Raw genomic sequence first — 13,786 nt, forward strand, 5'->3', positions numbered from 1 at the left:
ACAGTTCGATGTCGAGGCTGTCGCCGGTGCCCAGGTTGCCGTCCGCATCGGCGTAGCTGTCGTCGGCCACGGCAATGGTGGCGGTACCGTCGCTGTCGGCGGTCGGGGTAAAGGTCGCGGTGTAGGTGACGCCGCCATCGCTGGTGCTGATCGCGCCCAGGGTGCCACCACTGACGCTGATGTCGCCATCCACAAAGCCACTGACGACTTCGGTGAAGGTAAAGGTGATGGTGGCGGTCTCACCGGCGGTGAGGTCCGCATCGCTGGTGCTTATAGCCAGCACTGGTTCTGTTATATCGACGCTGTAATTTTGCGTAATGCTGGCAGTTCCAGTATTACCTGCTGCGTCTGTTGTACTCACAGAGGCTTCTACACTGTTGTCTACCGCCAGTGTATTTCCAGGTACGTCGATGCTGAAGTTGCCTGAATTATCGACGGCACCAGTGAAGTTGGTGCCATTGACAACCAGAGTCACGATATCGCCGGGGTTGAATTCACCTGCAACTGTACCGCTTACGGATACAGTACCGGCTGCTTCTGCAGCGTTGATAACATTGTCTGCAGTAATACTGTTTACAAAAATCGTGGGCAGTGGAGCTGTGGTGTCTACGTTGTAGCTGGAAGTCACACTGGCGCTGCCGGTGTTGCCCGCGGCATCGGCCGTATCAATAGTTGCAGAAACACTGCTGTCGGCAGCCAAGTCACTGCCGGGCACATCGATGCTGAAAGCACCAGAACCATCGACAGTGCCAGTGAAACTATTGCCGTTGACTGTAACGGTAACTGTGTCACCAGCGTTAAATTCGCCACCCACGATACCGCTAATGGCAACATCGCCGCTTGCTTCAGCGGCATTGACAGTATTGTCGTCGGTGACAGGGTTCAGAACGATAGTGGGAACAGGCGCTGTTGCATCGAGTACAGCGATTGTCACTGTGGCGCTGTCTTCGCCGCCTTGGCCGTCACTGACTGAGTAAGTGAAGCTGTCGGTGCCAACAAAGCCGTCATTTGGGGTATAGGTAAAGCTGCCATCGGTGTTCAGTTGCAACGTACCATTGCTGGGGCCAGATAATGGCGTAGTGGATACGGTTAGGGCATCGCTATCCTGGCCACCGTCTGTGTCGGCACCATTGCCGTTGTCAGCCAGTACATTGCCTTGCAACTGGGTACTTTCATCGATGGAAAAGTCATCACTTTGTGCCACTGGTGGCACGTTGGTGACTGTCCAGGTAAAGGTTTCTGAAACCTGCGCACCACCGGTATCGGTGGCAGTAATGGTAACGCTGTAGTCCTGACTGTTCTGACCACTGGCATCTGGGGCGATGGTGCCACTGACTACTCCTGTTTGAGGGTCAATGCTAAGCCCTTCGGGCAAGCCTTCGGCACTGAAAGTCAGTTGGCCATCCGGGTCAGTAAAGCTGCTGGCAACGCTGAAGGCAATGGATTCACCATCGTTGCCACTCTGAGCGGATATGTCTTGCGAAGAAGGAATGGCATTGACGGCATCGCCGAGAATGTCTTGATCCTGAGTGGCAGCCACTGTGGCAAAGGCAATGTCCGGGTCAATGCCGGCTTCCGGGGAGACGCTCTGCTCTACCCGGTCAAAGCGCACACTCTGGCCCAGCTCACCTTCACTGCCTGCAGTTTGCTCGCCGGCAGCGGTGGCATCCAGCAGCTCGTTAATGTCTTCGCCGTTTTCCAGCGCCGCCATCAGTTCTTCAAAGGTTGGAGCGCCCTGCCCTTGCTCGGGCCCTAATTCCGCCATCTGCAAAAAGCTGTTGGCATCAAGATTGGCAATACCCTGGGGAGGCACTTCACGAATGGAGCCATCAGCAAAGGCGATGCTGTTGCGGGCGGAGTAAACTTGCTGCTGCAGGTCGCCCTGGATGTCAGCAACGTCAATTCTCAAAGTGCTATGAACACGCAGCGCTTCCCCTTCAAATACAGGGTCGCCGACCTTCAGGTCGCGGGCCACACCGCCGGTTGAAACCGCTACCAGAACACCGCCATCGGTTCCGTTAACGATACCTATGGGGTTGGATGTTCCGTTGTTCATATCTTGAGTTTCCATTGCTTCACCTTTATCTGTCACCTAAAGCAGCGACCATTTTGTAAATGGCCGCTAGCTGACTACTGTTCTTATCTGTATACGATTAAAGCCCTGCACCCATGGTTCCCAGCAAGTCACCAGTGGAGCGAAGAATGCGATATTCGCTAAACAACACATCGTGCCGGGCTTGCTGGTAGGCAATGCGGGCATCAATGTACTCATTCTCAGTATTCAGTAAATCCAGCAGCGTTCTGCGACCCAGATCAAACTGTTGGGTATAGGAATCCCTGGTAGACAGAGAATCTTCAACATGAGTTCTCAAAGCAGGCAGCTGCTTGGCCAGCGCTTCGTGGGCAGACCAGGAAAGTCGCAACTCCTCTTCCACCGCGCGGCGGGCGTTGTTACGTACTTCGCGGGCCTGTTCTACCAGATGGGCAAATTGCTGTTTGCGAGCGACATCCGCCTGACCGTTAAAAATGTTGTAGCGCAGACGTAGCATTACTTGAGTGTCATTGATGCGCCCTTCCACGCCGTTGATGTTGTCGTTCCAGTCCCGCTGAGCTTCGATGTGCAGGGAGGGATAGAAAGAGCTTTTGGTTTGTTTGTAGGTTTCCTGAACTGCCTCCACATCCGCTTCGGCGGTTTTCAGCAGCGGGTGGTTGGCTGAGGCGCGCGCTACGGCTTCTTCAACCGTCGTGGGCAACGCTTTGCCGTAACTGCCTGGAGTGACCAATTCGCCCTCTTCAGGGAAACGGCCCACTACGCGCTGGAAGTTGATGCGGGCGTCCAACAGGTTGTTGGTGGCGGTTACCAGATTGGTTTTGGCCAGCGCCAGACGACCGGAAATCTGGCTGAGGTCTGCTTTGCTGCCAGCACCGGAATCAAAACGCTTTTCCATACGCTTGTAAACATCTTCATGGAAAGCCAGGGATTCCTTGGCAATATCCAATATCTGCTGTCTATTGAGCACATCGATATACACCTGAACCACGCGCAAGGAAATATCTTCAGCAACGGACTCGGTGCGGTGTTGGGCGCTTTTCAGGCGAGCTTTTTGGTTGCGGTGTTCGCTTTGGGTACGAAAACCGTCAAATACCAATTGGCTCAGGTTCAGCTGCAACTCGCTACGCTCCAACTCATTGCGAGTGCGGCCGGGAGGCAGTTCGCCGGTAAAGGGGTCGCGTCCAACCACCGGGTCACGCTCCTGAAAGCCGTAGGCGGCTACCAGATCCAGAGTTGGGTAGTATTTGGCCAATGCCTGGCGTACCTCGCGATCGCGAGCGTCCACTTCACGCTGTTCGCGGCGAATTTCCGGATTGGTTTGTAGTGCGATGTTAACCGCCTGTTCAACGCTCAACGTGTCGGCCAATGCCGCACCAGTGAACATCAGGGAGAAGATTGAAAGCAGTGTGCGCTTTGCCATGATTGAATCCTTGTAAAGCAGTCTTATCAAACTCAATGTTTATTGTTGTATGTGTCGCTGAGAAATATCAGGGTTCACACACTAAATGAATCAGTATTATGAACTTTCAGCTTATATCTGAGTTTGTTTTCAAAGTGTTGTTACTTATTTGTTACATTTAAAATCAAGCGTTTACACCATGAAACTCAGCTAATTTGCCAAAAACTCGAGTTAATTTCAGCCCGACATAATCTTAAAGTGTGATATTAGTCACACTTTGCCTGTGAATCAACGCCATTAAATAGCACTAAAGAACCACTTAGGGGTAATAAAGTATTAGATATATGAAAATTAACGCTCTCTGAGAGCCAATTCCCTCATCTTTAGTATGGGTTTAAGGATGTAATCGAGAACGGTCTTCTGACCAGTGAGAATATCCACATTGACGACCATGCCGGGGATGATAGGCAGCTCCTGATCCCCGTTGCCAATATAGGCACCGGCGGTTTTCAGGCGCACCTGGTAGTAGCTCTCCCCTTCTTCATCGACGATGGTATCGGGGCTGATTTGCACAACCTCCGCATCCAGGCCGCCGTGAATGGAGAAGTCATAGGCAGTGAATTTCACCAGTGCGGGTTGTCCAGGGTGGATAAAAGCAATGTCTGCCGGGCGAATACGTGCATCCACCAACAGCGAATCCTCTACCGGGACAATTTCCACCAAATCCATGCCCGGCTGAATAACACCGCCAATGGTTTTCACCTTAAGCTGCTTTACCATGCCCTTGACCGGCGAGCGCACAATGCGGCGCAACACTTTGTCTTCTAGGGATTGGCTGTTTTCCTGCTTTAATTGAAGCTCGGCGAGCACGTCAGTCAGTTCGGCCCTAGCCTTGCCGGCAAATTCTTCGGCAAAGCCCGCAGCGGTTTGCTCGGCCTCTCTGATGGCAGATTCCAGTTGCGGAATTTCCAGTTTTACCTTGTTCAGCTCACCCAGCTTATCGTTTGTCTGGCGCTCCAGGCGCAGGAACTCCACTTGGGAGACAGCACCGTCTGCCACCAACGGGCGATTGAGTTCCAATTCCTTCAATTGCAGTTCATAGCTGCGAGAGAGGTTTTCGCGGGAGGCTTTGGCTGCGGACAATTCCTGCTTCTTCTGGGTAATCTTCTGCTGCAAGGCATTGGCTTTGGAGCGAAATTCCCGCTGCCTTGCCTGATAAAGTTGGCGCTGCTCTGAAATCAGGCTTTCATTCTGCTCCCCTTGCAGTTTTGCCAATTCGTCGCTCAGTGATGTTCCACTTGCTTCAGCCCGCAGGCGGGCGGCACGCACCGAGAGCTGGTTAATTTCCAGGGTCAGCTCGCCAAAGTCCGCAGAAAAGGTTTTATCGTCGATATTCAACAATGCCTGGCCCGCTTCCACCAGCTGACCTTCATTGACCATCAGATCGAGCAGAATGCCGCCTTCCAGGTTCTGTACTATCTGAATATCACTGGAGGGCACAATCTTGCCATCGCCGCGGGTGAACTCATCAATATTGGCAAAGGAAGCCCACACCACCATCACCAGCAGAAATAACCCGGCGATCCAAAGCAACAGGCGGCTCATCACTGGCGACTGTTGCAGCATCGCCTCCGATGAGTAGGACATGTATTTCAGGTCGACGCTTTTGGTGTCGTCCAGATAGCGGGAGAGTTTTTTAAGGTTCACGTTTAGCCTCTCTTCGCCAGTTTGCCCTCTTTAAGGGCTTCAAGTATTTGATCTTTCGGGCCATCGGCCACCACCGACCCCTGGTCAAGCACAACCAGGCGGTCCACCAATTCCAGCATGCTGCTTTTGTGAGTGGCCAGAATCAGGGTTTTACCAGCAGTGACCACTTTCAGCTGCTCGCGAATGCGCTGCTCACTGCCCATATCCATAGAGGCCGTAGGTTCATCCAACAGGTAAATTTGCGGGTTGCGCAGTAATACACGAGCCAGGCCAATGGCCTGACGTTGCCCGCCGGAAAGGGTTTCTCCGCGCTCCCCTACCGGCATTTCATAGCCCAGTGGGTGGCGATTGATAAAGTCCGCCACGCCGGCACCTTCGGCGGCGGCGACAATTTCTGCGTCTTCTGCAGCGGGCACGCCGTAGGCAATGTTGTCGCGAATGGTGCCGTAAAACAGGGTGACATCCTGGGACAGGTAACCGATGTTGTTGCGGGTGTCCGCCGGATCCACCTGCTGTAGATCAAAACCATCAATGGTCACTGAGCCGCTGCCCGGCTCGTACAGCCTCAACAACAACTTGGCCAGCGACGATTTGCCGGAGCCAATACGGCCGATAATGCCAATCCGTTCGCCGGCGCGAATCTGGATATTGATGTTGGACAATGCCGGGTTGGCCTGTTCCGGATAACTGAAAGTCACCCCTTTAAACTGGATATCGCCACGCAGCACCGGGCGATGTAAAAAGCGCTTGTTGTGATCCCGCTCAACCGGCAACGCCATAATTTCATTGAGCGACTTCAGGGTGGCCTCGGCGTGATCATAGCTGCTCAGCAATCCGGCAATCTGCCCCAGAGGAGCCATGATTCGTCCATTGAGAATGACACAGGCAATCAACCCACCCAGGGAAAGGGAGTGATCGGCAATCAGATAAACACCCCACACCACCACCGACACCATCGCCAGTTGCTGCAGAAATTGCACCACTTGCAGCACGGTGTTGGAAGTCGCGCGGGTTTGCAGCCCCCACTGGGAGACGTAACCAACAGACTGTTCCCAATTGTGCTGCACCTTGCTCTCCGCCCCCAGAGACTTGACGGTCTCCACGCCGATCAACCCTTCCACCAGAATGGCATTTTTGCGGGAACTGGCGCGCATCACGTTTTCGATGGCCGGGCGCAGCTTTTTCTGCACCACAATGCCGTAAACCACGGCAATGGGCAGAGCCAGCAATGGCACCGCCACCAACCAGCCCCCCAGGAAGGCCATCACAATGACAAACAGAATCAGGAAGGGAATATCCACTAACGTGAGGATGGTGGATGAGGTAATAAAATTGCGCAGCGCATCAAATTCGTGGAGGCGATTGGCAAAAGCCCCTACAGACACAGGGCGATGCTTCATTTTCAGGTTCAATACCCGCTCAAACAGCTGTGACGACAAAATCACATCAGAGCGCTTCGCCGCCAATTCCACAAAATAACTGCGCAAGCCTTTGAGCAACAGGTCGAACAGATAAACCACGAAAATACCAATGGTCAGCGCCCACAGAGTTTCAAAGGCGTTGTTGGGCACCACCCGGTCGTACACGTTCATCACAAACAGCGGCTGGGCCAGCACGAACAGGTTGATCAACAGAGAAGCAATCAGTACATCCCGGTAGATGCTTGAAGAGCTTTTAATCACCCCCCAAAACCAGTGTTGCCCGGTATTGGGGTAAATTTTCGGGGAGCGCTGATCGAACTGCTGCATGGGGCGCAGCAAGAACAAATGATTGTCGTAAACCTCGGCCAGCTCATCCAGCGAGAATTGCTGGTACTGCTCATCCGGGGATACCAACACCCCAAAGCCGTGTTCAAAATCCAGTTCTGTGAGTACCGCCGCGTTGCCGTCCTTCAGCATCAACACACTGGGCAGCGCTGCGGGCTTGATGGTATCCAGGGTGCGTTCCACCAGCAGACCTGCCATACCGGCGCGGTTGGCGGCGCGGACAAACAATTGCGGAGTGAGCTTGCCATCCTCCAAGGGAAGCCCGGAGGTCAGCGCTGCAGCAGTGGTGGGGCGCCCTTCCAGTTTTGCTGCGATCAGCAAACATTCAAGCAGGCCTTGTCCGGTGGGCGTTGTCATTATTGTTATGTCCTGAATCTTATTTTTCTACGGTACAGATTCTACCTGTTGGCTACAGTAGCAACAATTGCCCTACGGTCGTTTAATACCCTGCAATGTCTCAAAACTGACGTCTCGTGCAGTATTCAGAAAATCGTTGATATAGGCGCTATTTTTCTGTTCCTCCCTGACACTTGCATACAGCGTGCGCCATAAACCGTCTTCCCCGAGAGAACAGCTTTTCACAAAACCGTTCTTTGTATAGTCGGCCATCGCCCAGTTGGGCAGTGCTGCCACCCCTCTGCCACTGGCCACCAATTGGGCAATCATCAAGGTGAGTTCGGCAGTGCGAATGCCCTTTGGCTCAACACCTGCCGGAGTCAGAAAGTGTTTGAACACATCCATGCGCTGGGGTTCGACGGGATAGGTAATCAGCGTTTGGTCCGCCAGCTGCGCAGGCTCCACAAAACCAGCCTCTGCCAAGTGGTGTTCTTTCGGCAGTGCCAGCTTCACTTCATAACGAAACAATGGCTCATAATGGATGCCTTCAATCGCCTGAGGGTCTGAAGTCACCACCAAATCCAGGTCGCCGCGCAGTAGTACCGGCAATGGTTCAAAGCTGAAACCGGTACTCAAATCCAGCTCCACATCCGGCCAGCTGTCTCGGAAACGATTGATGGAAGGCATTAGCCAATCAAAGCAGCTGTGGCAGTCGATGGCCATATACAGGCGCCCTGCCCGCCCTTCAGTGATCTGCTTGAGATCGCGCTCGCCCTTTTCAATCAATGGCAACACCTGCTGCGACAGCTGCAATAGGCGTTGGCCCGCATTCGTCAGGCGCAACGGCCGCGACTTACGCACAAAAAGTGGCATGCCAATACGGTCTTCCACCTCCTTGAGCTGATAGGACAGCGCTGATTGGGTGAGATGCAGTATTTCCGAGGCCTCGACCAGAGAGCCCCCCTGTTCAAGGGCCCGGATAGTGCGTAAATGGCGAAGGTCAATCATAAAAATAAATCAACATGTTGATTCGAATATTGAATTTTCTTCATGATAGGCATCTGGCACCAGAGAGTCCATAAACACATACTAGAAAAATGGAAGACATCGAATTCACCAGCCTCACTATCAAGCCCGCAACCTGGCAGCAGGATCAGCAATTGCTGATGAGTGTCCGCCAGCCGGTTTTTGTGGAAGAGCAACAAGTGCCCGTTGATATAGAGATCGACGACAAAGAACCGCTCAGTGCTCACTGGCTGGCATATGGCGCAGATGGCCAGGCCATTGGCACTGCACGCCTTGAGCCCAGCGGCAAGGTAGGAAGAATGGCGGTGTTGTCACAACACAGGGGAACCGGTGTGGGTTCAGCGCTGCTGCGACGCATTATTCTCGATGCCAGCAGCGAGGGGCATACACGCCTGCACCTGCACGCTCAGTGCCACGCCCTGGCGTTCTACAAACAATTTGGTTTTGTGGCGTTTGGCGATGTCTTTGATGAAGCGGGCATTAAACACCAGGCCATGGAGTTGGATCTTGGCCCTTACCGCCATCGCGCCAGAGAAAGCAGCGTCATAAACACACCACTGGAAAACTTCAGCGCCCTGAGCCAGGCATTGCAAAAAGCCGTTGCCATTACCCGCCGCAAGATTCGCTGGTATTCCGAACAGTTTGATGACGACTTGCTGACAAGCATCCATAGCGGTGAAGCGCTGCGGCAATTCCTGAACAACTCATCAAACTGCGAGGTACAGTTGCTGATACGCGATATCGACCCAGACAGTGGCCGCCAGCATCCTCTATTGGCACTGCAACGAACCCTGGATAGCCGTTTCCAGATTCGCCAGTGTGACCGCCGCGACACCACACCGGATTGGCCAACGATGGTATTGCTGGATGACGACCAATTATTACGCTCTGGCGGAGGCCCCGACCAAGTTGGCCAATGGCTGCAGCAAGCCGCCGCTGACGTGCGCCATCAAGAGGAACTGTTTGACGCGTTGTGGCAACGCTCGCCAGTTCCGGTGGAAGTGCAGCAACTGAATATATCTGGCTAGAGTTTGCACATATCATTAGAATGCGTGACTTTCCCATAAAGTGGATTACGCTGCGTTAACCCACCCTACTGTTGCCAAGGGTTTTTAGTCACTCCGAATGCACCACACCATTCCCCTGCCTTATATCGCCGACTGCAGTGCCATTTTTAACGCACTGCGGGCATTGCCCGATGCCATCTGGTTTGACAGTGGCAAACCGGCCAGTGCCTATGGCCGCTTTGACATAATCACCGCAGCGCCTTCCGAGCTATTGACTATTGAACACCAACAGCTCAATGCCTTTGCCCAGGCACAGGAATTACTGAATAAACTGCCGGAGCCCCCTGTAGCGGCTCAGAGTGTTCCTTTTGTCGGCGGTTTGGCAGGCTATTTCAGCTACGACCTGGGCGCCCATTACGAGGGCATCAACAGCAGCCGTGAGGCAGTGGCAAAATTGCCATTGATGCGTTTGGGTTTGTATCACTGGTCACTGGTCAGCGACCACCAACAACAGTCTACTCAGCTCAGTTTTCTCGATAGCTGCCCCGACGATATTCGTGAACGTATCCAAAACATTGTCGCCAACTTTCAGGAGACTCCCTCAGCGGTAAAAGAGCCGTTTCGCTTGCAGCAGCCGTTTAGCGCCAGCATCAGTGCGGATGAATACCACCATGCCATCGATCGCATCCACGATTACATTCTCGCTGGCGACTGTTACCAGGTAAATTTTGCCCAGCACTTTTCTGCACCGTTCCAGGGAGACAGTTTTGCCGCCTACCAGCACTTGCGCCAGGCAACGCCTTCTCCATTCAGCGCCTATATGGAGTGGCAAAACAACGCTGAAAACCAGGCGATTCTGTCGTTATCGCCAGAGCGCCTGCTACGGGTCAACCAAAGTGGTCAGGTCGAAACCAAGCCCATCAAAGGCACCATCTGCCGCGGTTCTGACCCGATAAGTGACTTGGCCAATGCGGACAAGTTGATTAACAGCGCCAAGGATCGGGCGGAAAATTTGATGATTGTGGATTTGCTGCGCAACGATCTGGGTAAAGCCTGCCACCCGGGCAGCATTGAAGTGCCACATTTGTTTGCACTGGAAAGTTTCGCCAACGTCCATCATCTGGTGAGCACAGTAACCGGCCAGTTGGCGGACGATAAAACCCGCCTGCAGTTATTGCAGGGCTGCTTCCCCGGCGGCTCCATTACCGGAGCACCAAAGCGCCGAGCCATGGAAATTATCGATGAATTGGAAAGCTGCCAGCGCTCCGTATATTGCGGCAGCTTGGGGTACATCAGCCGTTGCGGCCGTATGGATTTCAACATCGCTATTCGCACTCTGGTAGCGGACCAACAAACCCTGCATTGCTGGGGCGGCGGTGGCATTGTCGCCGACTCAAACGCCAGCGCCGAGTACCAGGAATCCCTGGATAAAGTGGAACGACTGATGAAGTGTTTAGAGCAGCGGTAGCTCAACGGATTTCAGCAAACGGTGACGTTTATCCGGCGAATCCGTTTGCCTTACCTGCGCCACTAATTCCCTGTCCAGCTGGGCCGCCAACAATTCGATAAAGTGGTGGTGAAACTCCCGCAAAAACGCGTGACGCCAAATACCCAGATAACTGGTGGATGGGGTAAATAAATGGCTGGCGTCTATCACCGCCAAATCCAGCTGATCGGCTTTTTCCACCGCCATGGTGGCCAGCACACCAACCCCCATTCCCATACGCACACAGCTTTTAATGACGTCGGAGTCTGATGCCGTACAGGCGATATTTGCCTGTATCTTACGGTTGCACATGGCTTGCTCCACTTCCTTGTGACCAGCGGAATGACTGGCGTAGGTAATCAATGGAAACTCTGCCACTTCTGCCAACGTTGGCTGCCCCAGCTGAGCCAGCGGATGATCTTTAGGCACCACCAAAGATTGGCGCCAACGAAAGCAGGGCAACAACACTAAGTCCTGACTTTCTACAGATTCGTTGCTGGTCAATACCATATCCATATGACTTTCGCGCACCAACTCCGCCACATGGTCGGGACTCTCCTGCTGGAACTGAATGGCCACTTCCGGGTAACGCTGCTGAAACTGCTCAATCACCTGAGGCATCACATAACGGGCCTGCATATGGGTCACCGCCAGGCGCAAACTGCCCTTATCCGGATTACTGTACTCCTCCGCCACCTGACGAATGCTGTCCACGTGCTTCAGCACCTCACCGGCAATCTGGATAATCTTTTCCCCTGCGGGAGTAATCTCCACCATATGGCGGCCACGACGGGAAAAAATCTCCACACCCAACTCATTTTCCAGCAGCATAATGTGCTTGCTGATAGCCGGTTGCGAGGTAAACAGGGTTTTGGCGGTTTCAGAGATATTCAACTGGTGGTGCGCTACCGCCCAGATGGAACGAAATTGCTGCAGTTTCATTAGTGCCCCCATGCTATTCCTACTTTCAGCATAGAAGCCAATTGGCATAAGTGCCAAAGTTTTTATAGCTTTTTGAGATAAAAATTACTGTTGGCTCTGTTCACCCTTGGCCCTTTCGCTGGTGGCTTTGTAGACGATGCCACTGGGGCAAAGGGAACGGTTGGCTCAGATTGGTGGTTAATTCTCAGTCAGCAGCAGATCAAAAACAATCCCCCAACAGGTGGCTAGTGAGGCGTTGAATGGTGAATTTCCAGCTATAACCGAGGCGATTTTTCAAAAAATAAATCTGTCCCCTTTTCGGGTGTCCCCTTTTCGGGTTGTCCCCTTTTCGGGTTTCATGGGTGACGTTGCCCCGTTCGTCCATGGCGGTGATGGTGCGGTAGGTGGTGAGAGGCTGGCCGTTGCTGCCGTTGATGGCATCCCCCACCCAGTCCATGTAGCCGTACTGGTTGTATTAGAGGTTGTTTAGAGGCCTCTTAAATAAATTCATAAACATGATCTAATTGTTTAGTTTCACACGAGAAAACAAAAGAAATTGATGGTTCAAAACCAAACTCCCTCCCTTTAACTTTGACTGTACTCGCAACGATAATTTCTACATACCCTTTTTCACCATGAAATATGGTGGGATTGTTAAAATTAAAGTGCAGGTAATCACCTGAAAATCTATCTTGTAGAATCTCTATGACCACAGCTTTTATTTCTTGAGAATATTCAAATTCCGTACATATATTTTTTATAGATGTGCATCCTAGAGTTAAGAGAAACATCAACATCAAGCAAAGAATTCTCATTTTCTATCAACCCCTCTATAGAAGTTAAACCTGTTTTTTCTATATTGGATAACACCTAGCTGCCCAGAATTATTCCTAGATCTATTTACATCACTAAAAGATGGCCGTCGCGTACCACTTGGATGGGCATGCAAATCAAATGCGTGCTCCCATGCATACTCGCCCTGAAACTGCACAACAGGCTCAATATTCCTAATACCTCGACCATTTGGTGTCGGTTCGCCATATATACCTACATTATATGTCACCTCTCCACTATCTGAAGTTAACCTATATACTCTCACACCAAAAGGTTCACAATCACATGCTTGCGCTTCAGACCAATATAACTCTAAAGCCTCTTTCACCTCATCCATGGATAACACAGCTTTAATTTCTGCTTTTTCCGACTTCGTGATCTCCCCCTCCTTTAAATTATTATCTTTAAATTGTTTTCGCCTTTGAGAATCAGTTTGAGATTTCCGACCTTTCTCATCTACAGTGTAGTATTTACTCTCTTTCTTCTTATGACTATTTCCTGTGGCAACTTCTTCATCACCGGCAACTATCTCAGAGTCGTTATCTTTGAAAGAATGACCGAAATCACTAGCAACTTCAGAAAAGGCTGCCGAAATTGCTCCATTCGCAAATTTACCGCCAGATAACTTTGACACAGTTCCACCGATAACTGCTCTAACTGTTGCCCTAACTGCAACATTAATATTGGAACCAAGTTTGATAGCCCCGCCAGCTATTGCCCCAAGTCCAGCTGATGCAAAGCCATGGCCAAATTTTCCACCTTGGAGCACCGAGGTTACACCAGAAGTAATAGACATAGCTGCTACATACTTAAATGTAGCCGGGTTCCACCCGAACCCTCCTGCCCCTGGACTATATTGCCCTCCCACTGCCGATAAAACAGCAGCTGAAAAACCAGCTTTTAATGCGTCACCAAAACTAGCGCCTTGCACTAAAGCATCCAAGAAACCCGCGACACCAAATGCAACTATTGCGTATACTCCAACGGCCACTTCTGCCGCTGTTAACGCCACTGCAATGAGAGTAAATACGAAATAACCACTGGGATCTGTTGCATTGAGTGGGTTATTCCAAACATACGCATACCTGTTCAGCGACTGCGTATTCAACGGATCTTGAATGAATGGATCCGCCTGCAAGAACCTGGCAATCTTCGCATCGTAAATCCGCCCATTCATATGGATCACACCCACTTCATCCAGCATCTCGTGGCCCGTAAAGCCCCTTGTGGTGATGCTGCTGTCGAAGGTGG

11 protein-coding genes are annotated in these 13,786 nt (G+C 52.0%); 2 read left to right on the plus strand and 9 right to left on the minus strand.

Going from position 1 to position 13,786, the window contains the following annotated elements; all coding sequences use genetic code 11:
* The 5 genes from QSV34_RS14710 to QSV34_RS14730 form a co-directional block, all read right to left on the minus strand.
* Positions 1 to 2,071: retention module-containing protein (locus tag QSV34_RS14710; RefSeq protein WP_289155950.1), on the minus strand; the 2,071-nt coding region annotated here is incomplete at its 3' end.
* Positions 2,072 to 2,153: 82 nt separating this feature from the next.
* Complete coding sequence (locus QSV34_RS14715) at positions 2,154 to 3,473, minus strand: TolC family outer membrane protein (protein WP_289155951.1); 1,320 nt, start codon at positions 3,471 to 3,473, stop codon at positions 2,154 to 2,156.
* A gap of 330 nt (positions 3,474 to 3,803) precedes the next feature.
* On the minus strand, positions 3,804 to 5,159 hold the full coding sequence (locus QSV34_RS14720) for an HlyD family type I secretion periplasmic adaptor subunit (RefSeq protein ID WP_289155952.1): 1,356 nt from the start codon (positions 5,157 to 5,159) through the stop codon (positions 3,804 to 3,806).
* A 2-nt stretch (positions 5,160 to 5,161) separates the two neighbouring features.
* Positions 5,162 to 7,282 (minus strand): type I secretion system permease/ATPase, encoded by a 2,121-nt coding sequence (locus QSV34_RS14725; RefSeq protein WP_289155954.1) that lies wholly within the window; start codon positions 7,280 to 7,282, stop codon positions 5,162 to 5,164.
* A gap of 72 nt (positions 7,283 to 7,354) precedes the next feature.
* Positions 7,355 to 8,269 (minus strand): LysR family transcriptional regulator, encoded by a 915-nt coding sequence (locus QSV34_RS14730; protein ID WP_289155956.1) that lies wholly within the window; start codon positions 8,267 to 8,269, stop codon positions 7,355 to 7,357.
* 89 nt (positions 8,270 to 8,358) lie between these two features.
* Between QSV34_RS14730 and QSV34_RS14735 the strand changes: the two genes are divergently transcribed.
* Both QSV34_RS14735 and pabB read left to right on the plus strand, forming a co-directional pair.
* Complete coding sequence (locus QSV34_RS14735; protein ID WP_289155958.1) at positions 8,359 to 9,315, plus strand: GNAT family N-acetyltransferase; 957 nt, start codon at positions 8,359 to 8,361, stop codon at positions 9,313 to 9,315.
* Positions 9,316 to 9,412: 97 nt separating this feature from the next.
* Positions 9,413 to 10,762: an aminodeoxychorismate synthase component I gene (gene pabB / locus QSV34_RS14740; protein WP_289155960.1), complete on the plus strand. Its 1,350-nt coding sequence runs from the start codon at positions 9,413 to 9,415 to the stop codon at positions 10,760 to 10,762.
* On the opposite strand, the gene QSV34_RS14745 is transcribed toward pabB, so the two are convergent.
* The 4 genes from QSV34_RS14745 to QSV34_RS14760 form a co-directional block, all read right to left on the minus strand.
* A complete protein-coding gene (locus QSV34_RS14745) occupies positions 10,748 to 11,722 on the minus strand; it encodes a LysR substrate-binding domain-containing protein (protein ID WP_289155962.1) in 975 nt (324 codons plus the stop codon). The two genes, pabB and QSV34_RS14745, sit on opposite strands and share 15 nt — an antisense overlap.
* Positions 11,723 to 11,921: 199 nt before the next feature.
* Positions 11,922 to 12,158: a hypothetical protein gene (locus QSV34_RS14750; protein WP_289155964.1), complete on the minus strand. Its 237-nt coding sequence runs from the start codon at positions 12,156 to 12,158 to the stop codon at positions 11,922 to 11,924.
* Positions 12,159 to 12,198: 40 nt separating this feature from the next.
* Positions 12,199 to 12,516, minus strand: coding sequence for a hypothetical protein (locus QSV34_RS14755; protein WP_289155966.1), 318 nt, complete (start codon positions 12,514 to 12,516; stop codon positions 12,199 to 12,201).
* Positions 12,513 to 13,786: RHS repeat-associated core domain-containing protein (locus QSV34_RS14760; RefSeq protein WP_289155968.1), on the minus strand; the 1,274-nt coding region annotated here is incomplete at its 5' end. The genes QSV34_RS14755 and QSV34_RS14760, both read right to left, overlap by 4 nt.

This window comes from Porticoccus sp. W117, from assembly GCF_030341905.1.
Taxonomy (GTDB): Bacteria; Pseudomonadota; Gammaproteobacteria; order Pseudomonadales; family Porticoccaceae; genus SCSIO-12696.